Source organism: Aliiroseovarius sp. S2029 (assembly GCF_023195575.1).
GTDB classification, from domain to species: domain Bacteria; phylum Pseudomonadota; class Alphaproteobacteria; order Rhodobacterales; family Rhodobacteraceae; genus Aliiroseovarius; species Aliiroseovarius zhejiangensis.
In genome coordinates this window covers 81981-104711 of sequence record NZ_JALPQE010000005.1, presented here as the reverse complement: position 1 = coordinate 104711, position 22731 = coordinate 81981, and the positions used below count along the sequence as shown (strand labels likewise).

Sequence of the window (22731 nt, the reverse complement as noted above, 5' to 3'; positions counted from 1 at the left end):
CAGACAGATATCCTCCGGCAGCCCGGTTGGGCGCCTGTCCGCTATTGGGGCACGGTTCGGCTTCGGCACCAAGAAAAACAGTTACACCAGCGTGATATTTGATATTAACCTTTTATAACAAGGTGCTACCGGCCATATCTCATCCACCCCGTATGCCGCAATCGACATAGGTGAGCGAAAGTTCGCACATCCCGCCTGCGGCATTGTGCGGAAAACCGCACAGTCAGGTCCGATAGGTCTCAGGCCGAATCTTGTGCCGTGCCAGCTTGTCATAGAAGGTCTTGCGGGGCAGGCGCAGTTCTTGCGCCGCTGCTGTCGCCCCGCCTTCATGCCGCCTGAGCGCCTCGATCAGAAGCGAGCGTTCGACCTGCGCAAGCTGCTCGGCCAGTCCGGGCCGGGCGTCCTGGGCCGCCCCTTCGGCATCCGCCAGCCCCAGCCCCATGGCAAATCGCATCGCCGCGTTCATCAGGGCGCGCGCGTTGCCTGGCCAATCCTGCGCCATCAATTGCGCAATGACGTCATGTTCTATCTCGGGCGGGGTCAACGCCGCCTGTTCGCTGGCGATCGAAACATAGTGGCGGAACAATACCGGAATGTCGTCCTTGCGTTCGCGCAGCGCCGGGATGCGGATGCGCAGCACGTCGAGCTTATAGAACAGATCGGGATTGAACCGCCCGGCGGCGACCTCGGCCTCCAGGTCTCGATAGGTTCCCGCCACCACCCGTGTGTTGGCAACCCGGTCCAGCAGGTCAAGCAACCGAAATTGCGCGCCCGCCTCAAGCGCGGCGACCTCGTCCAGAAACAAAGTGCCGCCGTCGGCGCGGTCGAACGCCGCGTCCAGCGCCTCGGCGGTCAGCCCGGCAGCAGGCAGCTTGACAAAGGGGCGCGTGGCATCGCCGGACAAAAGATGCACCACCTCAGCCACTTTCGACGTGCCCGAGCCCGGCTCGCCGCAGATCAGCACCTCGGCCTGTGCACGGGCTGCCGCCCGCACCCGGTTGCGCAGTTCCTCGGCAAGCACGCTTTCGCCAAACAGCAGGCGCGCCGCTGCGTCGCCAGTTTCTGCCCGCGCCTTCAACGCGCGGTTTTCCAGAACCAGCGCACGGGTGCGTAAGGCCCGCCCGACCACCGCCAGCAGCGCCGCCGGTTCGCAGGGTTTTTCCAGAAAATCAAACGCCCCCTCGTTCATTCCGCGCACGGCAGTGGGAACATCCCCTTCCCCCGTCAACAGGATCACCGGCAGTTCCGGGTCAACAGATTGCGCGCGGGCCAAAAGGGCGAACCCGTCCTTTCCGGGCATACGGATGTCAGACAGGATGACCCCGTCGAACCCTGCCGCGATGTGGTCCTTGGCCTCGATATAACTGCCCGCCTGGATGGTGGTCAGCCCATCCAGTTCCAGCGTCTGGCCCAGAGCCTCGCGCACCATCGCGTCATCATCGACCAGAAGAACGGTGTTGGTCATGCAGCCTCCTGCGCGCCTGCGCGGTCAAGTTCCACGGTGAAGATGGCCCCACCGTCTGGATGGTTGCGCCCTCGTATCGCCCCTCCGAAACTCTGCACCAGACCATAGGAGATCGACAGCCCCAACCCCATCCCCTCGGTCGGGCTGACCTCTTTGGTTGTATAGAAGGGGTCAAAAATGCGGTCGGGTTCGTCAATGCCGGGCCCCGTGTCGCGCACCGACAGGGTCACCCGATCCGTGGACGGCTCCATCGTGATCTCGATCTTTCTGTGAACCCGCTCGGCCATCGCATCCATTGCGTTGGACATCAGGTTCATCACCACCTGCTGAAGCCGCACCTCACCGCCACGCACCTTGGGCGCAGTGGCTGGTCGCGACCAGTCCACGTGCACGCGATCGGACTGGATCCGCGGCCCAAGCATTTCCAGCGCCTGATCGACGACATGAACCAGATCCACGTCCCCGATCGGTTCGCTTTCCTGCCGCGCAAACGCCCGCAGGTTCTTGATGATACGGTCCATGCGGCCCGCCTGCTGCGAAATACGGCTCAGGTTCTGTTCGGCCTGGTCGGTCCGCCCACGTTCCAGAAACACCATCCCGTTGTCCGCGAAAGACCGGATCGCCATCAGGGGCTGGTTCAGCTCGTGGCTGATACCCGCTGACATCTGCCCCAGCGCCGACAGCTTGCCTGCCTGCACAAGATCGGCCTGCGCCTTCTTCAAGGCGGCTTCGGCCTCGCGACGTTCCCTGTTTTCACGCAACAAATCGGTGTTGGCCGCCGACAGCGCCCTGGTGCGTTCGGCCACACGCGCCTCAAGCCGGGCATTGGCGGCCGCTTTCAGGCGCAATTGATTGTTCAACGCCCGCCGCCGTTCCCCCACGGCAAGCAGCAGCGCCCCGATCCCCAGACAGATCGCGGCGGCAATTGCCGACAGCAAAACGGCCGTGCGTTCGGCGGGGGCTGTGTCCAGAAGGATCTCTCCCGCCAGGCCGATCACCGGTAGGTCACGGGTCAGGTGCAAGGCCCGGTCCGGCAGATAGGGACCGGCATCCAGCGTCCAGACCTCATGCCCGGCCCAGCGCCTGACGGTGTTTTTAAGGAATCCTTCCCGCGGACGCTCTGCCCCGGCAAGCTCCAGCCGATTGGCGGCAAACACCCGGTCGCCTTGCAGCGTAAAGAACAGCGCCGCATCGGTGGATGGCCAGTTCTCTTCAAAGTCCAGCAGGTCGGTGCGCGCCACCACCGTGCCCAGCGGTTTGCCCTGACGGCTATGTATCGGCGCGGCGAACGAAAAGATGCGCTGTGTCGCGCCCGATGGCACTGGCTGAAACCGTGCCTGCACCCCCAGCGCACCCGTCAACGCGCGATGGATGAGAGGGGCCGCGGGATCCAGCTGTGCCTCGCCTTCGCCCGAAGCTGCCAGCACCTTGCCGTCCAGCCCGACCAGCGACAGGTGATACGCCCCTGTCATATCCGCCATTGCCTGCAACAGGCGATCAGCCTCGCCCTCGCTGTCCACCTCGCCACCCAGACGGTCACGCAACACCGGGTGCTCGGCCAGAACCACCGCCAGCTCGCGATACCGAAACAGATGCCGCGTCAACTGGTCCGACGCCAGCGCCAGTTCGGATGCCGCCTGTTCCGACAAGGGCACCAGTGCCGCGCGCCAGGCCAACGCCCCAGCCCCCGCGCTGACCGCAAGGGTGGCCAGGAGAAAGGGAAAAAACCATTTCGTGCGAAAGTATCGAAACATGACGCGAAGAATAGAAAGCCCCGCTTGCAAAGGCCAGTGGCTTTGGGGAACATGCGCCCATGTTGCGCCTGACCCAGTCCCCGACGGACCCCGACTTCATCCAGAACCCCTATGCGTTTTATGACCGCGCCCGTAAGGGTGGTGATATAGTCTGGTGGGACGATTACGACATGCCGATGGCGGTCAGCTTTCGCGCGGTGAACGCGCTGTTGCGCGATCGCAGGTTTGGGCGGGAACCGGTTGAGCCAATTGCGTTTCCCGACCACCTCGCGCCATTTTATGCGGTCGAGGCGCATTCAATGCTGGAATTGGAAGCCCCAAGGCACACGCGGTTGCGCAAGCTGGTGCTGCGCGCCTTCACAAGCCGCCGGATCGCCACGCTGGGGCCTGAAATAGACACACTGGCTCATCAGCTGATCGACGCCTTTCCTGCCGGAGACTTCGACCTCCTGCCCGCCTTTGCCACGCGCATTCCCGTCATCGTGATCTGCCGCCTGCTGGGCGTGCCCGAAGATATGGCGGATGACCTGCTCAGATGGTCGAACGCCATGGTCTCGATGTATCAGGCGCGCCGCACCCGCGCGATCGAGGACGACGCCATCGCCGCCACAGAAGCCTTCGTCGCCTTCATGCGCGACTATGTGGACCAACGGCGCGGCGATCCGCGTGACGACCTGATCACAGAACTGATCGCCGCCGAAGCCGAGGGCGAGAAGCTGTCGACGGACGAGTTGATTTCCACCTGTATCCTGCTTTTGAATGCGGGGCACGAGGCCACGGTCCATGCTATGGCGATTGCCGTGAAAACCCTGTTGGAGCAGGCAATCGACCCGTCATTCCTGACCCCTGACACCCGCGACGCAACCGTCGAAGAAACGCTGCGGTTCGATCCCCCTTTGCATATGTTCACGCGATATGTTTACGAAGATACGGTGCTTTACGGCGAAAATTTCAAGCGTGGCGACAAGATCGGCTTGCTTCTGGGCGGTGCCAATCGCGATCCGGATGTCTGGGACGACCCGAACGACTTCGACCCAACACGCCCTATCAAGCCCAACACCTCATTCGGGGCGGGGGCGCATTTCTGCATTGGTGCACCTCTGGCGCGGCTGGAACTGACGCGCGCCCTGCCGATCCTGTTTGACCGCTGCCCCGATCTGCACCTCACTGCCCCACCGCAATTTGGCAATGTCTACCATTTTCACGGTCTCAAGCGCCTCATGGTGCGATGCTGATCCGCCCTCCTGCCTGCTTCTTCTGGCCAGAAATATCCCGGGGTAGCGCAAAGCCGCAGGCTTTGCGCGGAGGGGCAGCGCCCCTCAAGCGCGCCATGCACGCCACTGCTCGTCACATCAGATCGGCAACTCGGTCGAAAACTTGATCTCTTCCATCGACAGAAGCGCGGTGACATTGAAGATCTTCACCTCGGAAATCAGCGCCTGATAGAACTCGTCATAAGCGCGGGCGTTCTCGACGCGGACCTTCAGGATATAGTCGATCTCGCCCGCCAACCGGTGCGCTTCCATCACTTCGGGGCGCGCACGCAGGGCGGCCAGAAATTTTTCCTGCCAATCCGCTTCGTGCTCCGAGGTGCGGATCAGAACGAAGAAACAGGCTTCAAACCCAAGGGTTTCAGCATCCATCACCATCGTGTTCTTGCCGATCACGCCCCCTTCGCGCATCTTGCGAATCCGGTTCCAGACCGGGGTCTTGGATGACCCGACTTTCTTGGCGATCACGTCCAGTGACTGCCCCGCGTCGCGCTGAAGCTCACGCAGGATTTTCCGGTCTATCTCGTCCAACCGAACAGGCATTTCGATTTTTTCCTTCATTTGGTCCATACGTTCTGCGAGGGCGATAAACCGAAACATAATTCCTTATCTGCCGCATGGTATCGCCGTTTGACGGGAAAATGTCCTATATAGAGCGGGAACGCAACAGGAAAGGACTGGCCATGCCCCGCCCCTTCACACCCAAAGTGGTAACCGCAAACGACCTTGTCGAAGGCGATGTGATTTATCTGGCCCGCGATGGGTCCTGGGTGCGCGACATGTGCATGGCCTGGCTGATCGAGGATGAGGCCGAGGCCGCCACCCAACTTGCGCTGGCCGAAACCCAGCCGGAAATCGCCGTGGGTGCCTATCTGGCTGATGCCAAGGCTGGCCCGAACGGCCCTGTCCCCACCCATTTCCGCGAAGCGTTCCGAGCCAAAGGCCCGTCGAACCGTTTCCATGGCAAACAAACCGCCACGGCATCGCAGGAGGGTTTCGCTCATGTATGATTACAACAATTTCGACGAAGGCTTTGTGCGCAACCGCGTCAGCCAGTTCCGCGCCCAGGTAGCACGCCGTATCTCGGGTGCGCTGACCGAGGATGAATTCAAACCCCTGCGCCTGATGAACGGCGTCTATATGCAACTGCACGCTTACATGCTGCGGGTGGCGATCCCCTATGGCTCGCTCAACCCGGGCCAGCTGCGCCAGCTTGCGATGATTTCCGAGCGTTGGGACAAGGGCTATGGCCATTGGACCACGCGCCAGAACATCCAGTATAACTGGCCGCGCCTGGCCGACATTCCCGACATGCTGGACGCGCTGGCCGATGTGGGGATGCATGCCATCCAGACCTCGGGCAACACGATCCGCAACGTGACCGCGGACCATTTCGCCGGTGCCGCCGCGGATGAGGTCGAAGACCCCCGCCCCACCGCTGAGCTTCTGCGCCAATGGTCCACCGACCACCCTGAATTCCAGTTCCTGCCGCGCAAGTTCAAGCTGGCCGTGACCGGGTCCAAGGCCGACCGCGCCGTGACCAAGGCGCATGATATCGGCATCCGCATAGTGAAAAACGAGGCGGGCGAAGTTGGCTATCAGATCATCGTCGGTGGTGGCCTTGGCCGCACGCCCGTCGTTGGTCAGGTGTTGAAAGACTTCCTGCCCCGCGCCGACCTGCTGCCCTATGTCGAAGCGATCGTCAGCGTCTACAACACGTTGGGACGGCGCGATAACAAGTATAAGGCGCGCATCAAGATCACCACGATGGAGAACGGGATCGACAAAATCAGCGAGCTGGTCGAAGCGCGGTTTGCCCAAATACGCCCGCTCTTTAGCGGCGTCGATCAGGAGCATTTCCAAGATATCGCCGCGAAGTTCAAAGCACCCGCATTCAAGACCGCGCCGCTCGACACCTATCACGCCGCCCGCGATGCCGACCCGGTGTTCCGGTCGTGGTGTGACACGAATGTCGATGACCACCGCGCGAACGGCTACGGGATTGTCACGATCTCGATGAAAGCACACGGGGCCACGCCGGGGGACGCAAGCGCCGACCAGATGCGCGTGATCGCCGAGCTGGCTGAGCAGTTCGCACATGGTGATATTCGTATCAGCCACGAGCAAAACGTGATCCTGCCCCATGTGCACCGCGCCGACCTGCCTGCGCTGTTTGCGACTTTGCGCGCGCATGGGATGGCAACCGCGAATGCCGGACTGATCTCGGACATCATCGCCTGCCCCGGCATGGATTACTGCGCACTGGCGACAGCCCGTTCAATCCCCGTCGCGCAGGAGATTGCCGAGCGGTTCGACGCGCTGAAAATCGAGCACGACATTGGCCATCTGCAAATCAAGATCTCGGGCTGCATCAATGCCTGCGGGCACCACCATCTGGGCCATATCGGCATCCTTGGTCTGGATCGCGCGGGGGTCGAGAACTATCAGATCACGCTTGGCGGTGACGCTGGCCCCGATACCGTGATCGGTAAGCGCGCCGGGCCGGGCTTTGCCTATGACCAGATCGTGCCCGCCATCGAACGTCTTGTTCTGGCCTATCTGGACCTGCGCGAGGACGAGAGCGAGACCTTCATCGACGCCTTCCGCCGTCTGGGCGAAGCGCCGTTCAAGGCCGCGCTCTATCCTGAGGAGGCGAAAACCAATGCCGCTTGAAGCCCCCCTTCCCGCCCCCGCTGAGCGGGTCGAGACGCTGAATGCGCGCTATAAGCACCATTCGGCGACCTCGGTGATCGAACGCGCGTTGACCGACAGCACCATCGGCGCGCTGGCGATGGTCTCCAGCTTTGGCGCGGAAAGCGTCGTGCTGCTTCACATGGTGGCGCGCATCGACCGCTCGGTTCCGGTGATCTTTCTGGACACGCAGATGCTGTTTCAGGAAACACTCGATTATCAGGTCGAGGTGTCGGAAAAACTGGGCCTGACCGATGTGCGCGTCATTCAACCCGATGCAAACGAGTTGTTCAAACGCGACCCGGACAACATCCTGCATTTGGCCGATACCGATGCATGCTGCGAATTGCGCAAGGTCGAGCCGTTGGACAACGCCCTGAAAGGCTTTGACGGATGGATCACCGGGCGCAAACGGTTCCAGGGTGGCAAACGTGTCGATCTGCAGTTCTTCGAGGCCGAAGATGATCGCCTGAAGGTCAACCCGCTGGCCCATTGGGCGTCCGAGGATGTGCGCGATTATATGATCAACAACCGCCTGCCGCGTCACCCGCTGGTCGGGCGTGGGTTCCCGTCAATCGGCTGTGCCCCCTGCACATCACCGGTGAAGCCCGGCGAGGACCCGCGCGCCGGGCGCTGGCGCGGGGCGGAAAAGACGGAATGCGGCATTCACTTTGTCGACGGAAAAATGGTGCGAATAGGAGCAAGCGCATGACTGTAATCGTCACCGACACGGGCTTTGCCCATGATGACTGGGACAATGGCTTTGCCACGCCGGATGACCGCGCGGCAAATGACACGCGCGGGCTGCATCTGGCATCGGACACCGACCCCGCCGCCTTGGCGCATCTGATGGTGGGTGTTGACATGATCCGCATCGACTTTCCGTCCTTCGCCGATGGGCGCGGCTTTTCGCTGGCGCGCCAGCTGCGCTTGCTGGGCTACAAGGGTCGCTTGCGCGCCCACGGGCATGTCATCTCGGACCAATACACCATGGCGCGCCGCTCTGGCTTTGACGAGGTTGAGATCAGTGAAGACCTGTCCCTGCGCCAGCCGGAAGCCGATTGGCTGTCGCGCGCGGACTGGCAGGCCTATGACTATAGGTCGCGGCTGACTGGCTAGACCCTGCCCCTGAACCTCCCTATATACGCAGACAGAAAAGGACGGGGCCGCGTGCCCCGTTGAAGCACATGAATGAAGTGACGCCCGTTATGGATGCCGAAGCCAAAGTAAAACCCGTCCCCACCCTGCCCGACGCGCAAACCGTGACCGAGGTCGAACATTACACCGACCGCCTGTTCCGGTTCCGCTGCACGCGGCCGCAAACCCTGCGCTTTCGGTCGGGCGAGTTTGTGATGATCGGGCTGATGGGCGACCCGGACCCCAAAACCGGCAAGCAAAAGCCGCTTCTGCGCGCCTATTCCATCGCGTCACCCAGTTGGGACGAAGAGCTGGAGTTTTATTCGATCAAAGTGCCGGACGGCCCGCTGACCTCGAAACTGCAGCACATCAAGGCGGGCGATCAGATCATCCTGCGCCCCAAGCCTGTCGGCACCTTGGTGCATGACGCGCTGATCCCCGGCAAGCGCATCTGGTTCTTCGCCACCGGCACAGGCTTTGCGCCCTTCGCCTCGCTTCTGCGCGAGCCGCAGACTTATGAGGATTATGACGAGATCATTATCACTCATACCTGCCGCGAAGTGGGCGAACTGACCTATGGTCGCAACCTGATCGAGGCGTTGAAAGACGACGAGCTTCTGAACGAGGTGATCGGGGACGGCTTCTGGAAGAAGATCAAATACTACCCCACCACCACCCGCGAAGAGAGCCCCAAGATGGGCCGGATCACCGACCTGATCCGCTCGGGCGAGGTGTTCGACGATCTGGGCATCGACCCGATTTGCCCACAGAACGACCGCGCGATGATCTGTGGCAACCTGCCGTTCAACCTGGAGCTCAAGGAATTGCTGGAAGAGGCGGGGCTTGAGGAAGGCGCGAACTCGAAACCCGCGCAATACGTGGTTGAGAAGGCGTTTCTGGAATGAAGCGGCATTAATCTGGCCCGTCCAGTGTCGAAAACACGTAGCGGAAAGGGTGGATCATCGATCCACCCTTTTCTCGTTCTTCTCATTGCGAGGCGTCTCGAACGCGCCACACGCGCATAGGTCATAACCAAAGGATATGATATCCTTGCGCGGGCATTGGGCCAACGGGGGGACATCATGCACTACGCCAAACTCTATGCAGATGATGCGGGCGAAAGTCATTGGAGCGATATCGACATCACGCTTGCGCCGCGCAGCTTCGCGCCACCCGCGCAAGGCATTGAGGTCTCGGACCCGGAACCTGCGCGCCAGATGATGTTTCTGCGATTGCGCGCAGGGTGGAACGAACCAATCCATCCCACCCCAGTGCGCCAAAAGCTGATTTGTCTGGCAGGCAGCATCAAAGTAACCGCAAGCGACGGAGCGACGCGCGAGATCGCCAAGGGCGACGTCTGGCACATGGAAGACAAGCGCGGCAAAGGTCATCACACAATGGTCACGAGCGATGTCGATTTCGAAGCCGTAATCATCCAGCACGAATAGAACGTGTCACGCCACACAGCGCGGTCACTTGGCGACCCTTAGGCTTTCCAGTTTGCAATGACAGTATAGGATTCAACCTTGGGGTCTTTTTCCAGAAACTCGGAAAAAGCGGACCAGAGCGCTTTGACTTTCTCGCCTGTCTCCGGGCTCATCTCGGCCAGTTCTGTGGTCGATATGACATAACCTGAGCCCTCATCGTCATTCATGACATTCAGGAAGGATTTCTGACCTGGCAAGGCCATGATCTTGTCCTTCAGGCTTTCCATGATCTTGGTTGCAGCAGCTTTGCTTCCGGGTTTCATTTTGTAAGGCGTGACACGGGCATACATGATGTTGTCCCTTTCCACGAACGCTATGAGGATGCGTTCGACCCACCCGCCCACGATTAGGCGCGATGGTCCAGTCTAGCACGGTTTGGCAGATCCACCGAATGCGCCGTTCCGCACAGGGCTGCGCGACAGTGCGTGCGCCTTTCCGTTGTGTGCCATTCGCCCCGTGTGCGACATCGCGTTCGCGATGGACAGACGCAGGGTCTGCGGGCAGACTGCGCTCATGTGTGGACGACTTATCGCAGGCAACATGACGCAGGCCCAGATGCTGGCGATCATCGAAGGCTTTGTCTATCCGACCCGCTCGGTGGTGATCGACGTGGACGCGCCGCCAGCCGAGACCGGCTACAACATCAAGCCCACGCAGCAGGTGAACATCGTCTTTCCACAGGGCGGTGCCGTGATGGCGTCGACCGCGCGCTGGTGGCTTGTGCCCAGCTGGTTCAAGGGTGCGGCGGGAGATTGGAAGCCCACAACCTTCAACGCCAAGATCGAAACCGCGTTTGAAAAACCCAGCTTCCGGCAGGCCTGGTCATCCGGGCGCTGCCTGATCCCCGCCACCGGGTATTATGAATGGAGCGGTCCGAAGACCAAACGGATGCCAAACCATGTGCGACTGTCCCAGAACCAGCCAGTTATGCTGTTGGCGGGCCTGCACAGCCAATTGTCGGATGGGCGTCGCACCTGTACGGTCCTGACCCGCCCCGCCCTGCCCGACATCGAGGCCTTGCACCCGCGCATGCCGGTCATCCTGACCGCCGACGAGGCCACGGCCTGGCTGGACAAGACGGCATCGGATGACACCATTCGCGACAGCTTCGGCACCCATTGGGACGGGCGGTTTCTGGTGGATCCGGTGGCAAAGTTCAGCCTGAAGGACGATGGCCCGGAACTGATCGAACCGCTTGAGGCCGACAAGTTCGACCTTCGCCCGCCGGGCTGACGAAAAAGCGCACCGCGAAGGCAGAAATGAAAAACGCCGCGCGGGTGTCCTGCGCGGCGTTTTCCGTGTCATATGGCGCGGGATTACATGCCCAGTGCAGATTTCACCTGCGCGATGGCGGCTTCCAGCAGGGCCGGATTGTTGGCGGCAGCTTCAACAGCGGCTTTCAGCCCGGCTTTCTCGGCCTCGCCCAGCGAAGAGTTTTCGATCATTTCGTTCACTTTTGCGGCGTCAAACCCCTGTTTGGTCAGCGCGTCCGGCGTCGCTTCGGTCGATGTGTCAGCGGCTGCATCAGAGCCTTCTGTTGTGGCCTCTGCCGCACCTTCGGTGGTCGCCTCTGCACCGGCCTCGCCGGCGGTGGTGTCCGCGGCGTCGCTGGCGGCGCCAGTGACGGAGTCGATCGCCCCGTCGACGGCATCGGTCACGGCCTCACCGGCCTCATTCAGCGTCTCGCCCACCGCTTCAGCGGCACCCTGAACGGCCTCGCCGGCGGCGTCGGCGGCATCCTGAACGGCGTCACCAGCCGCCTCTGCTGCGGCAGCAGCTTCATCGGCGGCCTCTTGTGCAGCTTCCTTGGCGGCAGCTTCGGCGGCGGCAGCCTGTTCGGCGGCGGCATCAGCGGCGGCTTTCGCTTCGGCTTCAGCCTTCGCGGCAGCTTGTTCGGCGGTCTCTGCCTCGGCAGCCGCTTCGGCGGCAGCTTCTTCCGCGATCATCTTGGCCTGGGTGTTGTTGTACCAGATATAACCACCCACGGCGGCCACAACGACAATCCCAGCGGCGATAATGGTATTTTTCATGTCGACATCCTCAACTTGTCCATACATACGCGGCGCAGAACTGCGCAGCATCCCCTAGGCATGTGAGGTCTAAACCCGCCCGGCGCAAGGGGAGATTGCGGGAATGCGCGTCAATACGCCAACGCCGCGGAAAAACTCATAAATTCCTACGCCGACGCCCCAGACCCGCGTTTATCCAGGTCGAATTGGCGCATGTGCCGAAACAATCTTTCGCAAAACGCTTTATCGGGTTGAAACGCGCCCGCAGGGGCCTTACCTTCCGCATCCGAAGAACCCTGAAACGTCAGAAGGAATGACACAATAGCCCGCAGACCTCACAACGCGCCGCCCACGCGCGATACCGGCCCCCGCGTGAACGAACGCATCAAAGCCCCCGAAATTCGACTGATTGGCGCCGATGGCGAAAACGTCGGCGTGGTCACGCCTGCGCAGGCCCTGGTGATGGCCGAAGACGCCGGGCTTGACCTGGTCGAGATTTCGCCCAACGCCAACCCGCCCGTGTGCAAGATCATGGATTTCGGCAAGTTCAAATATGAACAGCAGAAGCGGGAAAGCGAAGCCCGCAAGAAGCAGAAAACCATCGACGTGAAAGAGGTCAAGTTCCGCCCGAACACGGACACGCATGACTATGACGTCAAGATGCGCAACGTGTTCAAGTTCCTGGAAGGCGGCGACAAGGTCAAAGTGACCTTGCGGTTCCGTGGCCGCGAAATGGCCCACCAGAATCTTGGCCGTGAGTTGCTGGAACGGGTTGCCGAGGACGTCAAGGAGATCGGCAAGGTTGAAAACATGCCGAAGATGGAAGGCCGCCAGATGGTCATGATGATCGGACCGGTCTCGAAATAGCGACCCGGTCACCACCTCTTCACGCACACGAAAACGCTCCGCTTCTGCGGGGCGTTTTGCGTTTGGACGTCATGTTGGCGAATGCCCTGTCAGCGCCGGGCGACAATATAGCGGCGCAATTCGCGGGCCGGGAAGTTTCCGCTTTCCACGATCCTGAACCCTTGCGCGATCAGCTGTGCCTCAAGCTCGTCAACGCGCATTATCGCGACATAGGGCGCTTTGCCGACCAGTTGCATCAGCGGCAGCGCCAGACGCATTGCGTAGTAAAACCACGGCCCACGGCGCACCGGTTTGCAGAAGGTTTTCGAGATGAACACACCACCGGGGACCAACAGGTCATGGATGCGCGCCAACGCGCTAGGCAGGTCATCCACCAGATGCAGCACGTTATGGGCCAGAATTGCGTCATACGGCCCCGTCACGTCACCCAATGTCGCGTCCGCCACCTGGAAGGACACGTTGCTGATCCCCTGCTCTTCCGCCTTGGCCTTGCCGATCCGGATCATCTCGGGCGAGATATCGGTGATCGTGACATGTCCGACAGACGGGGCCAGTTCCAGAGCGGTCGTTCCCGTGCCTGCACCGATTTCCAGCACTTTGTCCTGCGCGCCCAGATAGGAGCGTGTGCGGTCCAGCGTGAACTGATATCCTTCGGGGTCCCTGATCGCCGATTTCGCATATTTCGCCGCGATGCCGTCCCAGAATTTTGCCGCTTGAATCATGTGTCATCTCCTTCAAAGACGTGTTTATCCATGCGTGCCAGCAAGGGGAATTGCCAATCTTTGCCTGAGAGCTATACATATATGCATGAATTGGGACACTATCTCGTTTGACTGGAATCAGGTTCGGGCGTTCATGGCCACGGCAGACCAAGGGTCATTGTCTGCCGCCGCCCGCGTCCTGGGACAGACCCAACCCACCATTGGACGACAGGTCGCGGGGCTGGAGGATACGCTGGGCATCGCCCTGTTCGAACGGATCGGGCGGGGATTGGTGCTGACGCCGTCGGGGCGCGCGGTGCTGGAACATGTTCATAAGATGGCCGAGGCAGCGGTCCAGATCTCTTTGGTGGCAGCCGGCCAGACTCAGGGGATCGAGGGCAAGGTGCGCATCACCGCCTCGGACGTGTTTGCCGCCTATGTCCTGCCGCCCATGCTGCAACACCTTAGAAGCATTGCGCCGCGGCTCGAGGTCGAGATCATCGCCGCCAACGATATCCGCGACATCCAGCGGCGCGAAGCGGATATCGCGATCCGCCATGTCCGCCCCGCCCAACCCGAGCTTTATGCCCGGCTGGTCAACGAGGCCGAAGCCCATCTTTATGCCGCCGCCAGCTATCTGTCGCGCCGGGGGCGCCCGCTGGACAAGGCCGACCTGTCACAGCACGATTTCATCAATTTCGGATCGACAGACGAGATGATCGGCTATCTCACGCCGCTGGGCATTCACGTGACCGCGCAGAATTTTCATCTGGGATCGAACAGCGGCGTGGTTGCATGGGAATATGTGCAGCGTGGGCTGGGCATTGCCTTCATGTCCGCCGATATCGGCGACACCACACCGGGGATCGAGCGGGTGTTGCCCGACATGCCGCCCGTGGTCTTTCCGGTCTGGTTGATCACCCATCGCGACCTGCACACCAGCCCGCGTATCCGTCTCATTTTCGACACGCTGGCCGAGTTTCTGTCGCGCCCGCCGGAAAAATGATCGTTTTCATCGTCCGTCACCCAACAGAAGTGCCATAGCACGCCGTCTGATACTGATACCGCCACATCCTATCGTTCGTCCGGCCATCTGGGGGGTCCTGATGGAAACACTGTCCTTTCTGTTTGTTCCGCTGTCCTTGCTGGCGACGGCCGTGATGGCGGCCTCGGCGGCTATCCAGGCTCATCGGGTGCACATGGACCCGTTTGGCGCCACCGTTCTGGCGATTGCCACCGCGATGGGGGGCGGCACGTTGCGCGATCTGTTTTTGGGGCTGACCCCTGTGTTCTGGATCACCGACAGCCGGTATCTTGCCGTCGCAGTCCCGGTGGCGCTGATCAGTTTCGCGCTGGCGACGCGTATGTCATCGGGTTACGGGCGCAGGCTCAGGGTGTTGATGCAGTTGGATGCCATCGGCTTGGCCCTGTTCACGCTGACCGGGGTTCAGGTCGCGCTGGATGCTGGAATCACCCCTCTGCTTGCCATTGTGATCGGCTGTGTCACCGGAACCGCGGGCGGCATGATCCGCGACCTTTTGTGCAACATGACGCCAAGCCTGCTGAAAGAGGACCTCTACGCCACACTATCGCTGTTGGGTGGGGCGGTCTATCTGGTGATGCTGACCTATCTGGGCGATGCACTGGCGGCGGGACTTGGCTTTGCCACGATCCTGATTGCGCGCCTTTTGGTCCTGCGCATCAAACCGCCACGCGACAGCGCCTAGACCGCTTTGGTCATAATCGACCGCGCCGTGCGGCGATCAACTGCGACAGGATCGACACCGCGATCTCGGCAGGGCCTTTTGCGCCGATGTCCAGCCCGACAGGGCCATGCAGCCGTGCCAGCGCCTGATCCGTCAGACCCTGCTTGCGCAACCGGGCCAGTCTGGCGGCATGGGTGCGTCGCGATCCCAGGCATCCGACATAGAAAGCACCGCCCTCCAGCCCTGCCATGATCGCAGGGTCATCTATCTTGGGATCGTGGCCCAGCGTGACGATTGCGGTGTGCCGATCCACCCCGATCTGTGACAGGGCGGCGTCGCTGTCGTCGCAAATCACCTGCACGCCGGGGAAGCGTGCGGGCGTAGCAAAGCTCGAGCGCGGGTCGGTTACGAGGGGCGCAAACCCTGCGGCCTGTGCCATCGGCGCCAGCACTTGTGCGATATGCACCGCGCCGACATGAATCAGACGCGGCGGCGGGGCAAGGACAAGGGTGAACATTCTGTCCTTCACCGAGGTTTCTTGCGCAGAGGTCCAGCCCGGATCAGCGTCCGGCAGCTCGACCCGCCGCGCCCATGTGGTCAGGTCCACCTCGTACACAACCACCGCACGCGCGGCCTGTGTCCGGACGAGGGTTTCCAACAGGTCGACCGAAAGCGCACCCCCGGCGGGACCCGCGTTTGAAATCGGCTCAACCAGTATGCGGATGGTGCCGCCACAGGCCAACCCGGCGCTGAACGCGTCCTCATCCGCCACCCCATACTGCAATAATCGCGGCTGGCCCGTTGCGATCGCCTCTTGGGCTTCGGTCACGACGGCGCCTTCGACGCACCCGCCCGAAACCGACCCTTCGATGGCTCCATCGGCATCAACCACCATCTGGCTGCCCACCGGGCACGGCGCGCTGCCCCAGGTGTCCACGACCGTGGCAAGCGCCACTCGCTTGCCCGCGCGCACCCAATACAGCGCCGTTTGCGGAATTGTGCTGACCCCTGTCACGCCGGTAGACCCCTACTTGCCGTTCAAAGGCGGACTGTCACCGGCACACGGCGGCTTTGCAACCCGCATAAAGTAAACGGACCGCCTGAAAGATCAGGCGGCCCATTATGGAGCATACCATTTACCACACACATCCGGTGCGCATCGGCCCTGCAAGCAATGGCCGCCTCGCATCCTGAACCCGGCCCGCGTCAGTCGCGATCGCGGCTTCAGGCAACCGACATACCCAACTGATTCCACGTTATGGGCTCCAGCATAAATGACATCCAGAGATTGATTGGGGCAAGAAAATATGGCCTTCCGTCACGTAAACTCTACCGTGGCGATAGGGCGTGGACGCAGGCGACGGCGCGACGTTGACGGGTTTTGCCACGTCTGCCAATGTCGTCCGGGGCGGATGCCGCGCCCGGCACGGCAGGAAGGGTCATCGGCCAAGCATATGTTACAGAACGAAAACCTTAATCCACCGCCCCCCTGTTATCGCCCCGACATGGCCGCATGATGCGCGTCACTGCCGTCACCTGTGTCAAGAACGAGGCCGCATTCCTTCTGGAATGGCTTGCCCATCACACGTCGATCGGGGTCACCGATTTTCTGGTCCTGTCCAATGATTGCGACGATGGCACCGACCTGATGCTGGATCGGCTGGAACAGATGGGTCTTCTGACCCATCTGCGCAACGATGGACCCTATGACAAGGGCGGCATCCAGTGGACCGGGTTCAAGATCGCCGACACCCACCCGCTGGTGCGTCAGGCCGACTGGCTCATGACACTTGATATAGACGAGTTCGTGAACATTCATGTCGGGGATCACACCATCCCGGCCCTGCTTGCCGCCCTGCCCGATGCGGATGCGATCACCCTGACCTGGCGGCTTCTTGGCAATGACGGTGTCATCGAATATGAAGACCGGCCCGTCACGGCGCAATTCACCCGCGCCGCGCCTGACATCATGACATGGCCCTGGCGTGCCTTCATGTTCAAGACGCTGTTTCGCAATCAGGGTGCCTATCGCAAACTGGGCGTCCATCGCCCGCGCGCGCCGGTGGATGGGCGGGTTGAGGCCACGCGCTGGTTTGACGGATCCGGCCGGGCTCTGGACCCGGCGTATCAGCGCGGTCAGATCTTTTCCCCGTTTAACCGCCCGAATTACGACCTGGTGCAGTTGAACCATTATCCGCTTGGCGCGATGGAAAGTTTCATTCTGAAATGTGACCGGGGCCGCGTGAACCGGGCAGATCACCCCATCGGAATGGATTACTGGTGCGAGCGGAACTGGTGCAGCGTTGACGACGATACGATCCACGCGTCGGAGGCCCCCCGAAGGGCTGCCCTTGCGAACCTCATGTCTGACCCGACCCTGGCAAAGCTGCATCAGACGGCGGTCGAGTGGCGCAGAGAGCGGTTTCAAATATTGATGCAGGACGAAGCAAACCGCGCCTTGTTCGGTCGACTTTTGATGACGCCTCCGGCGCGTCCGATTCCCCTGGACGCCGCGCAAAGAATATACAAATTCGCTAAAATCAGACGCATCTCGGAAGATTAAAATCTGTGCGGAAACAATGACCTGCGGGTGGTCACACTCTCCCATATTTTGCCGCATTGCGCGCCTAAATCTGCCCCGTTTCACCTCGAAAGAGGACATGGGGATGGAATAAACAATACCGAGGTAAGCGAGATGCAGGACGACCCGTCAGCGGGCGAAACAACGACCGATTCCATTATCACTCCCGATGATCCGTGGTTGGCAGAACTGGAGGAGCTCGGCGACGCGCGAGGGTATTTCGAACGGCTTGGCAATGAACATTCGGCAATCCTGACCGATGAGGGACGGACGCTGCTGGTCACCTTCGAAACGGTCCGCGACATTCGCGACAACTCGCCCTTGCAGGAACCGCAGGGGTGGCGCCTTGTGCGTCAGAACGGATGGTCCAACCTGTGTCTGCTGGCCCATACGGACAGCTGGTTTCGCGACCCCGCCGTCTATGGCTATTTCGACCGCCTGATCGAAGACGGGTTCTTTGAAGAATTTGACAAGGTGGTGTTCTTGGGCGCGGGCATGTGTGGCTATGCCGCTGCGGCGTTTTCCGTCGTGGCGCCCGAGGTCACGGTCATCGCCATTCAACCCCAGGCCACGATGGATCCGGCGCAGGCGGGATTTGACACCCGCTTTCCCAAGGCGCGACACCGTGATTTCACAGATCGGTATACCTATGCCCCGGACATGGTCGAAATGGCGCGCGACGTGTTTTTGCTTTTTGACCCGGCCATCACAGAAGACACAGCACATGCGGCGATGTTTCAGGGCGATCATATCCATCACATCTCCTGCCGCCATTTTGGCGACATGCTGGCGCGGGCGCTGTGCGACATGGGCGTCACACCCGACCTGATCACACAGGCCGCAAAGGACGCCCTGACGCCGCGCAATTGCCATCGCGCATTGCGCCAGCGGCGGCGATACCGCCCCTATCTGCGCAACCTGCTGGCATTGGCCGAGGCGCGCGGCGGCCCGTTGCTGGTCAAGCAACTGGCGATGTTCGTGCTGTCATCCGTTGCATCCCATAAGCACGCCCCACGTTTCCAACGGGCACTGCTCAGGGCTGAACGCGCGCTGGCACAGGGGTCGTCCTAAACCTGATCGCAACGCGAAAGGAGGGCGGGCGGGTCGTCACTAGACCCGACCACCGAACGATTTGTCCGGTGGCGCCGAATCATCTGGAACGAACCCGGTTGCTGCGCTATGTCCAGTGCCGATGACCCAGACCCTGACCCTCCGCCGCCCCGATGACTGGCACCTGCATCTGCGCGATGGCGCGATGTTGCAAGCCGTCCTGCCCGAAACCGCGCGCCATTTTGCCCGCGCAATCATCATGCCGAACCTCGTGCCACCGGTGGTCACAAGCGCCAATGCCGCCGCCTATCGCGACCGCATCATGGCCGCGCTGCCTGCGGATATGCGGTTTGAACCATTGATGACACTTTATCTGACCGAAGACACCGACCCCGATGACGTGGCCGCCGCCGCAGCCAGCGGATTGGTGAAAGCGGTGAAGCTCTATCCCGCAGGCGCCACAACCAACTCGGCCTCCGGCGTGCAGGATTTCGACAAGGTCCGCCCGGTCTTTGAAAAGATGGCCGAAATCGGCCTGCCCCTTTGCGTGCATGGCGAAGTCACCGACCCGGACATCGACATATTCGACCGCGAGGCGGTGTTCATCGACCGCGTGTTGGACCCGATCCGCCGCGCAACCCCCGATCTGCGCGTGGTGATGGAACATATTACCACGAAGGACGGCGCAGACTACGTCCGGGCAAATGACTCCAATATCGGCGCGACCATCACGGTGCAGCACCTGATACTGGACCGCAACGACATGCTCGTCGGCGGTATGCGCCCACACTATTACTGCCTGCCCATCCTGAAGCGTCGCGAACACCGCGAAGCCCTGTTGGCCGCAGCCATATCGGGGGATCCGAGCTTTTTCCTGGGGACGGACAGTGCGCCGCACCCCACACATGCCAAGGAAAGCGAATGCTGCTCTGCCGGGTGTTTCACCGCGCCCAACGCCTTGTCGATCCTTGCCGAAACCTTCGAGGCTGCGGGGGCGCTGGACAAGCTCGAAGGCTTCACCTCGTTCCACGGCCCGGCCTTCTATGGCCTGCCCGTGAACGAGGACACGATCACGCTGACCAAGGGCGACCCAGTCAGCTACCCTGCAACATTGCAGGCAGGCGACCATACCGTCACCACCTTTGACCCCGGCTTTCCGCTGCATTGGCGGGTGCAGGCTTAACCAGAACAAGGACGCTGCCCATGATCCCTTCGACCTTCCCCACCAAGGATGAGATTGCCCGCCTGACCGCGCGGATGCTGTTGGAAATCGAGGCTGTGAACTTCAACACGGACGAGCCGTATACGCTGGCCTCGGGTCTGCCCAGCCCGTCCTATATCGACTGCCGCAAACTGATCAGCTTCCCGCGCATCCGCTCGACCCTGATGGATTTCATGGCGGTCGAAATCATGCGCGAAGCCGGGTTTGAAGCCTTCGACAACATAGCTGGTGGCGAAACCGCTGGTATTCCCTTCGCCGCGATGGTGGCAGAGCGCCTGGCCCTGCCCATGACCTATGTGCGGAAAAAGCCGAAGGGCTACGGTCGCAACGCGCGGATTGAGGGCGCAATGTCCGAAGGCCAGCGCGTGCTGCTGGTCGAGGATCTGACCACCGATGGCGGGTCCAAGCTCAGCTTTGTCGATGCGATTCGCGACACCGGGGCGAACTGCGCGGCCACTGCCGTGATCTTCTATTACGACATCTTCCCCGAAACGGAAAAAACCCTGTCCGATCATGGCGTTCAACTGATCCACCTGTGCACATGGTGGGATGTTCTGGCCGAAGCCAAGGCCCAGGGCGTGTTTTCGACCGAGACCCTGGACGAAGTCGAACGCTTCCTGAACGACCCCCGCGCTTGGCAAAAAGCGCGCATGAAGGGCTGACGCGCCACCACCTATAGGTACCATTTTGCGGGACCCCACCAAATCTGGTAGGGTGACGCGTGCCGTTCGACTTATCCACACGATAGTCACAAAAACATACATTTTGCCTTGGGCCACCCCAAGGCGCTAAACAACCCCACAAAAGGGGGCAGGCAGTGATGAACGAGATCAGCAGTATTCCTCAGGACGCAAACACGACCGGCGCGGGTAATGATGTGCAGGATGCACTGCCCCATCACATTGAGGCCGAACAGCAGCTTTTGGGCGCGATCCTGACCAACAACGACGTCTATGACCGGGTCGCGTCGATCATCAATGCGGGTCATTTCTATGAACCCGTGCACGCGCGTATCTGGGAAATCGCTGCCAGCCGCATTTCCAAGAACGCGCTGGCCAGCCCCGTGACGCTGAAAGCGTTCATGGAGGATGATGAAGGGCTGAAAGAACTCGGCGGCCCCGCCTATCTGGCGCGTTTGGCGGGCGCGGCGATCTCAAGCTTCGCGGCGCGTGACTATGCACAGATGATCTATGACCTGGCGATCCGGCGCCAGTTGATCCAACTGGGTCAGGACATTTCGACCAAGGCGCAGAAAGTCGACATCTCGTCCGAGCCGAAGGAACAGATCGTTGAGGCCGAACAGGCGCTTTACAAACTGGGCGAAGCGGGCCAGACCGACACCGGGTTTCAGAGCTTTCTCAAGGCCGTAACCGACGCTGTTCAAGTGGCCAACGCCGCCTATCAACGTGAAGGCGGTCTTGCCGGCGTGTCGACCGGGCTTGCCGATCTCGACACCAAGCTGGGCGGGCTGCACCCGTCCGACCTTCTGATCCTTGCGGGTCGCCCGTCGATGGGGAAAACCTCGCTGGCGACCAACATCGCGTTCAACGTGGCCAAGGCCTACAAGAAAGGCACCCGGCCCGACGGGACCGAAGGCGCGATTGACGGCGGTGTCGTCGGGTTCTTCTCGCTTGAAATGTCCGCCGAACAGCTTGCCGGTCGTATCCTGGCCGAGGCCTCCGAAATCTCGTCCCACAAGATCCGACAAGGCGACATGGATGAAGGCGAGTTTCGCCGCTTCGTCAACGCTGCCAAGGAACTGGAAAGCTGCCCGCTTTTCATCGACGACACGCCCGCGCTGCCGATCAGCCAGTTGGCCGCCCGCGCCCGGCGCCTGAAACGGACCCACGGGCTGGACCTTCTGATCATCGACTATCTGCAACTCTGCCGCGGCACGGCGGACAACCGCGTGAACGAGATTGCCGAGATTTCGATGGGCATGAAGGCCATCGCCAAGGAGTTGAACATCCCGGTCATCGCCCTGTCGCAGCTCAGCCGTCAGGTGGAAAGCCGCGACGACAAACGCCCGCAACTGTCGGACCTGCGCGAAAGCGGCTCGATCGAACAGGACGCCGATGTGGTCATGTTCGTTTTCCGCGAGGAGTATTACAAAGAGCGCGAAAAACCCGGCGATCACGAGTTGGACAAGATGGCGGCGTGGCAGGACGAAATGTCGAACCTGCACGGCAAGGCCGAGGTGATCATCGGCAAACAGCGCCACGGCCCGATCGGCACGGTCGAGCTGTCCTTCGAAGCGCAGTTCACCCGCTTTGGCAACCTCGTCCAGAAATGGCAGCAAGGGTCCGACGGCGGCTTCTGATGACCGTCACCGGCGTGAACCACATCACCCTTGCGGTCACGGATCTGCCGCGCGCGATTACCTTCTATACTGACCTTCTGGGCGGGCGATTGCGTGCGGAATGGGACAGCGGGGCCTATCTCGAACTGGGCGCGCTCTGGCTCTGCCTGACCCTGTCCGCGCACCCCATCGCACCGCGCACCGACTATTCCCACATCGCGCTGTCCTGCATTCCCGCCGATTTCCCCGCGCTCGTCACCCGGATTCAACAGACAGCCCAACTTTGGCAGGACAACACATCCGAAGGTGCCTCGGTCTATTTCCTCGACCCGGACGGCCACAAGCTTGAACTGCACCAGGGCACTCTCGACACCCGCTTGGAACATTATCGCGCGCATCCCGAAAAACCTGTGCGCCTCTACGACTGACCCATGTTTCTTCTGGCTTCAAATATCCTGGGGTGAATTGCCCCCACCGGGGGCAAGAGGGGC

General features: G+C 61.3%; 24 protein-coding genes. 17 read left to right on the top strand and 7 right to left on the bottom strand.

The window, feature by feature from the left end:
• Positions 1–223: 223 nt before the first annotated feature.
• Entirely contained in the window at positions 224–1465 is a 1242-nt protein-coding gene (locus MUY21_RS11465; RefSeq protein WP_248410512.1) for a sigma-54 dependent transcriptional regulator, read from the bottom strand.
• Positions 1462–3141 carry an ATP-binding protein gene (locus tag MUY21_RS11460; RefSeq protein WP_248410511.1) on the bottom strand — a complete coding sequence of 560 codons (1680 nt, stop codon included), beginning with the start codon at positions 3139–3141 and terminating at the stop codon, positions 1462–1464. The genes MUY21_RS11465 and MUY21_RS11460 overlap by 4 nt, the downstream gene beginning before the upstream one ends.
• 137 nt (positions 3142–3278) lie before the next feature.
• On the opposite strand from MUY21_RS11460, the gene MUY21_RS11455 reads away from it, so the two are divergent.
• A complete protein-coding gene (locus MUY21_RS11455) occupies positions 3279–4454 on the top strand; it encodes a cytochrome P450 (RefSeq protein ID WP_248410510.1) in 1176 nt (391 codons plus the stop codon).
• A 117-nt stretch (positions 4455–4571) separates the two neighbouring features.
• Here the strand turns inward: MUY21_RS11455 and MUY21_RS11450 are convergent, their stop codons facing one another.
• Positions 4572–5033, bottom strand: coding sequence for an Lrp/AsnC family transcriptional regulator (locus MUY21_RS11450; RefSeq protein ID WP_248410509.1), 462 nt, complete (start codon positions 5031–5033; stop codon positions 4572–4574).
• A gap of 140 nt (positions 5034–5173) precedes the next feature.
• Between MUY21_RS11450 and MUY21_RS11445 the strand changes: the two genes are divergently transcribed.
• From MUY21_RS11445 to MUY21_RS11420, 6 genes are all read left to right on the top strand, one after another.
• Positions 5174–5500 carry a DUF2849 domain-containing protein gene (locus MUY21_RS11445; protein WP_248410508.1) on the top strand — a complete coding sequence of 109 codons (327 nt, stop codon included), beginning with the start codon at positions 5174–5176 and terminating at the stop codon, positions 5498–5500.
• On the top strand, positions 5493–7163 hold the full coding sequence (locus tag MUY21_RS11440; RefSeq protein ID WP_248410507.1) for a nitrite/sulfite reductase: 1671 nt from the start codon (positions 5493–5495) through the stop codon (positions 7161–7163). The genes MUY21_RS11445 and MUY21_RS11440 overlap by 8 nt, the downstream gene beginning before the upstream one ends.
• Complete coding sequence (locus tag MUY21_RS11435; RefSeq protein WP_248410506.1) at positions 7153–7893, top strand: phosphoadenylyl-sulfate reductase; 741 nt, start codon at positions 7153–7155, stop codon at positions 7891–7893. Before MUY21_RS11440 ends, MUY21_RS11435 begins: the two co-directional genes overlap by 11 nt.
• On the top strand, positions 7890–8300 hold the full coding sequence (locus MUY21_RS11430; protein ID WP_248410505.1) for a DUF934 domain-containing protein: 411 nt from the start codon (positions 7890–7892) through the stop codon (positions 8298–8300). The genes MUY21_RS11435 and MUY21_RS11430 overlap by 4 nt, the downstream gene beginning before the upstream one ends.
• Positions 8301–8368: 68 nt before the next feature.
• Entirely contained in the window at positions 8369–9223 is an 855-nt protein-coding gene (locus MUY21_RS11425; protein ID WP_248410504.1) for a ferredoxin--NADP reductase, read from the top strand.
• Between the two features lie 177 nt (positions 9224–9400).
• Positions 9401–9766 (top strand): cupin, encoded by a 366-nt coding sequence (locus MUY21_RS11420; RefSeq protein WP_248410503.1) that lies wholly within the window; start codon positions 9401–9403, stop codon positions 9764–9766.
• Positions 9767–9804: 38 nt separating this feature from the next.
• On the opposite strand, the gene MUY21_RS11415 is transcribed toward MUY21_RS11420, so the two are convergent.
• Positions 9805–10095 carry a hypothetical protein gene (locus MUY21_RS11415; RefSeq protein ID WP_248410502.1) on the bottom strand — a complete coding sequence of 97 codons (291 nt, stop codon included), beginning with the start codon at positions 10093–10095 and terminating at the stop codon, positions 9805–9807.
• 223 nt (positions 10096–10318) lie between these two features.
• Here MUY21_RS11415 and MUY21_RS11410 point away from each other — a divergent pair, with 223 nt between their 5' ends.
• On the top strand, positions 10319–11038 hold the full coding sequence (locus MUY21_RS11410) for an SOS response-associated peptidase (protein WP_248410501.1): 720 nt from the start codon (positions 10319–10321) through the stop codon (positions 11036–11038).
• Positions 11039–11121: 83 nt separating this feature from the next.
• Here MUY21_RS11410 and MUY21_RS11405 read toward each other — a convergent pair whose 3' ends face one another.
• Entirely contained in the window at positions 11122–11835 is a 714-nt protein-coding gene (locus MUY21_RS11405) for a translation initiation factor 3 (protein ID WP_248410500.1), read from the bottom strand.
• Positions 11836–12135: 300 nt separating this feature from the next.
• On the opposite strand from MUY21_RS11405, the gene infC reads away from it, so the two are divergent.
• Complete coding sequence (gene infC / locus MUY21_RS11400; protein WP_191285907.1) at positions 12136–12681, top strand: translation initiation factor IF-3; 546 nt, start codon at positions 12136–12138, stop codon at positions 12679–12681.
• Positions 12682–12770: 89 nt separating this feature from the next.
• Here the strand turns inward: infC and MUY21_RS11395 are convergent, their stop codons facing one another.
• A complete protein-coding gene (locus MUY21_RS11395; RefSeq protein WP_248410499.1) occupies positions 12771–13403 on the bottom strand; it encodes a class I SAM-dependent methyltransferase in 633 nt (210 codons plus the stop codon).
• Positions 13404–13488: 85 nt separating this feature from the next.
• On the opposite strand from MUY21_RS11395, the gene MUY21_RS11390 reads away from it, so the two are divergent.
• A complete protein-coding gene (locus MUY21_RS11390; RefSeq protein ID WP_248410498.1) occupies positions 13489–14388 on the top strand; it encodes a LysR family transcriptional regulator in 900 nt (299 codons plus the stop codon).
• A 100-nt stretch (positions 14389–14488) separates the two neighbouring features.
• Entirely contained in the window at positions 14489–15109 is a 621-nt protein-coding gene (locus MUY21_RS11385; protein ID WP_191285408.1) for a TRIC cation channel family protein, read from the top strand.
• A gap of 10 nt (positions 15110–15119) precedes the next feature.
• Here MUY21_RS11385 and MUY21_RS11380 read toward each other — a convergent pair whose 3' ends face one another.
• A complete protein-coding gene (locus MUY21_RS11380; RefSeq protein WP_248410497.1) occupies positions 15120–16103 on the bottom strand; it encodes an XdhC family protein in 984 nt (327 codons plus the stop codon).
• A 501-nt stretch (positions 16104–16604) separates the two neighbouring features.
• On the opposite strand from MUY21_RS11380, the gene MUY21_RS11375 reads away from it, so the two are divergent.
• The 6 genes from MUY21_RS11375 to MUY21_RS11350 all read left to right on the top strand — a co-directional run bounded on the left by MUY21_RS11375 (position 16605) and on the right by MUY21_RS11350 (position 22668).
• Positions 16605–17651: a glycosyltransferase family 2 protein gene (locus MUY21_RS11375; RefSeq protein ID WP_248410734.1), complete on the top strand. Its 1047-nt coding sequence runs from the start codon at positions 16605–16607 to the stop codon at positions 17649–17651.
• Positions 17652–17783: 132 nt separating this feature from the next.
• Positions 17784–18740 (top strand): phosphoadenosine phosphosulfate reductase, encoded by a 957-nt coding sequence (locus MUY21_RS11370; RefSeq protein WP_248410496.1) that lies wholly within the window; start codon positions 17784–17786, stop codon positions 18738–18740.
• Positions 18741–18861: 121 nt separating this feature from the next.
• Positions 18862–19902, top strand: a complete 1041-nt coding sequence (gene pyrC / locus MUY21_RS11365) for a dihydroorotase (RefSeq protein ID WP_248410495.1) — start codon at positions 18862–18864, stop codon at positions 19900–19902.
• 20 nt (positions 19903–19922) lie between these two features.
• Positions 19923–20603 carry an orotate phosphoribosyltransferase gene (locus MUY21_RS11360; RefSeq protein ID WP_248410494.1) on the top strand — a complete coding sequence of 227 codons (681 nt, stop codon included), beginning with the start codon at positions 19923–19925 and terminating at the stop codon, positions 20601–20603.
• Between the two features lie 158 nt (positions 20604–20761).
• Complete coding sequence (locus MUY21_RS11355) at positions 20762–22261, top strand: replicative DNA helicase (RefSeq protein ID WP_248410493.1); 1500 nt, start codon at positions 20762–20764, stop codon at positions 22259–22261.
• Positions 22261–22668: a VOC family protein gene (locus MUY21_RS11350; RefSeq protein WP_248410492.1), complete on the top strand. Its 408-nt coding sequence runs from the start codon at positions 22261–22263 to the stop codon at positions 22666–22668. The genes MUY21_RS11355 and MUY21_RS11350 overlap by 1 nt, the downstream gene beginning before the upstream one ends.
• Positions 22669–22731: the final 63 nt, after the last annotated feature.

Excerpts from the sequence above, each read along its gene's own strand:
- MUY21_RS11410 (WP_248410501.1), top strand. The coding sequence starts at position 10,319 with ATGTGTGGACGACTTATCGCAGGCAACATGACGCAGGCCCAGATGCTG.
- MUY21_RS11465 (WP_248410512.1), bottom strand. The coding sequence starts at position 1,465 with ATGACCAACACCGTTCTTCTGGTCGATGATGACGCGATGGTGCGCGAG.
- MUY21_RS11420 (WP_248410503.1), top strand. The coding sequence starts at position 9,401 with ATGCACTACGCCAAACTCTATGCAGATGATGCGGGCGAAAGTCATTGG.
- MUY21_RS11440 (WP_248410507.1), top strand. The coding sequence starts at position 5,493 with ATGTATGATTACAACAATTTCGACGAAGGCTTTGTGCGCAACCGCGTC.
- MUY21_RS11455 (WP_248410510.1), top strand. The coding sequence starts at position 3,279 with ATGTTGCGCCTGACCCAGTCCCCGACGGACCCCGACTTCATCCAGAAC.
- MUY21_RS11390 (WP_248410498.1), top strand. The coding sequence starts at position 13,489 with ATGAATTGGGACACTATCTCGTTTGACTGGAATCAGGTTCGGGCGTTC.
- MUY21_RS11370 (WP_248410496.1), top strand. The coding sequence starts at position 17,784 with ATGCAGGACGACCCGTCAGCGGGCGAAACAACGACCGATTCCATTATC.
- MUY21_RS11360 (WP_248410494.1), top strand. The coding sequence starts at position 19,923 with ATGATCCCTTCGACCTTCCCCACCAAGGATGAGATTGCCCGCCTGACC.
- MUY21_RS11355 (WP_248410493.1), top strand. The coding sequence starts at position 20,762 with ATGAACGAGATCAGCAGTATTCCTCAGGACGCAAACACGACCGGCGCG.
- pyrC (WP_248410495.1), top strand. The coding sequence starts at position 18,862 with ATGACCCAGACCCTGACCCTCCGCCGCCCCGATGACTGGCACCTGCAT.
- MUY21_RS11350 (WP_248410492.1), top strand. The coding sequence starts at position 22,261 with ATGACCGTCACCGGCGTGAACCACATCACCCTTGCGGTCACGGATCTG.
- MUY21_RS11415 (WP_248410502.1), bottom strand. The coding sequence starts at position 10,095 with ATGTATGCCCGTGTCACGCCTTACAAAATGAAACCCGGAAGCAAAGCT.
- MUY21_RS11375 (WP_248410734.1), top strand. The coding sequence starts at position 16,605 with ATGCGCGTCACTGCCGTCACCTGTGTCAAGAACGAGGCCGCATTCCTT.
- MUY21_RS11430 (WP_248410505.1), top strand. The coding sequence starts at position 7,890 with ATGACTGTAATCGTCACCGACACGGGCTTTGCCCATGATGACTGGGAC.
- MUY21_RS11450 (WP_248410509.1), bottom strand. The coding sequence starts at position 5,033 with ATGCCTGTTCGGTTGGACGAGATAGACCGGAAAATCCTGCGTGAGCTT.
- MUY21_RS11385 (WP_191285408.1), top strand. The coding sequence starts at position 14,489 with ATGGAAACACTGTCCTTTCTGTTTGTTCCGCTGTCCTTGCTGGCGACG.
- MUY21_RS11435 (WP_248410506.1), top strand. The coding sequence starts at position 7,153 with ATGCCGCTTGAAGCCCCCCTTCCCGCCCCCGCTGAGCGGGTCGAGACG.
- MUY21_RS11405 (WP_248410500.1), bottom strand. The coding sequence starts at position 11,835 with ATGAAAAATACCATTATCGCCGCTGGGATTGTCGTTGTGGCCGCCGTG.
- MUY21_RS11425 (WP_248410504.1), top strand. The coding sequence starts at position 8,369 with ATGAATGAAGTGACGCCCGTTATGGATGCCGAAGCCAAAGTAAAACCC.
- MUY21_RS11445 (WP_248410508.1), top strand. The coding sequence starts at position 5,174 with ATGCCCCGCCCCTTCACACCCAAAGTGGTAACCGCAAACGACCTTGTC.
- MUY21_RS11395 (WP_248410499.1), bottom strand. The coding sequence starts at position 13,403 with ATGATTCAAGCGGCAAAATTCTGGGACGGCATCGCGGCGAAATATGCG.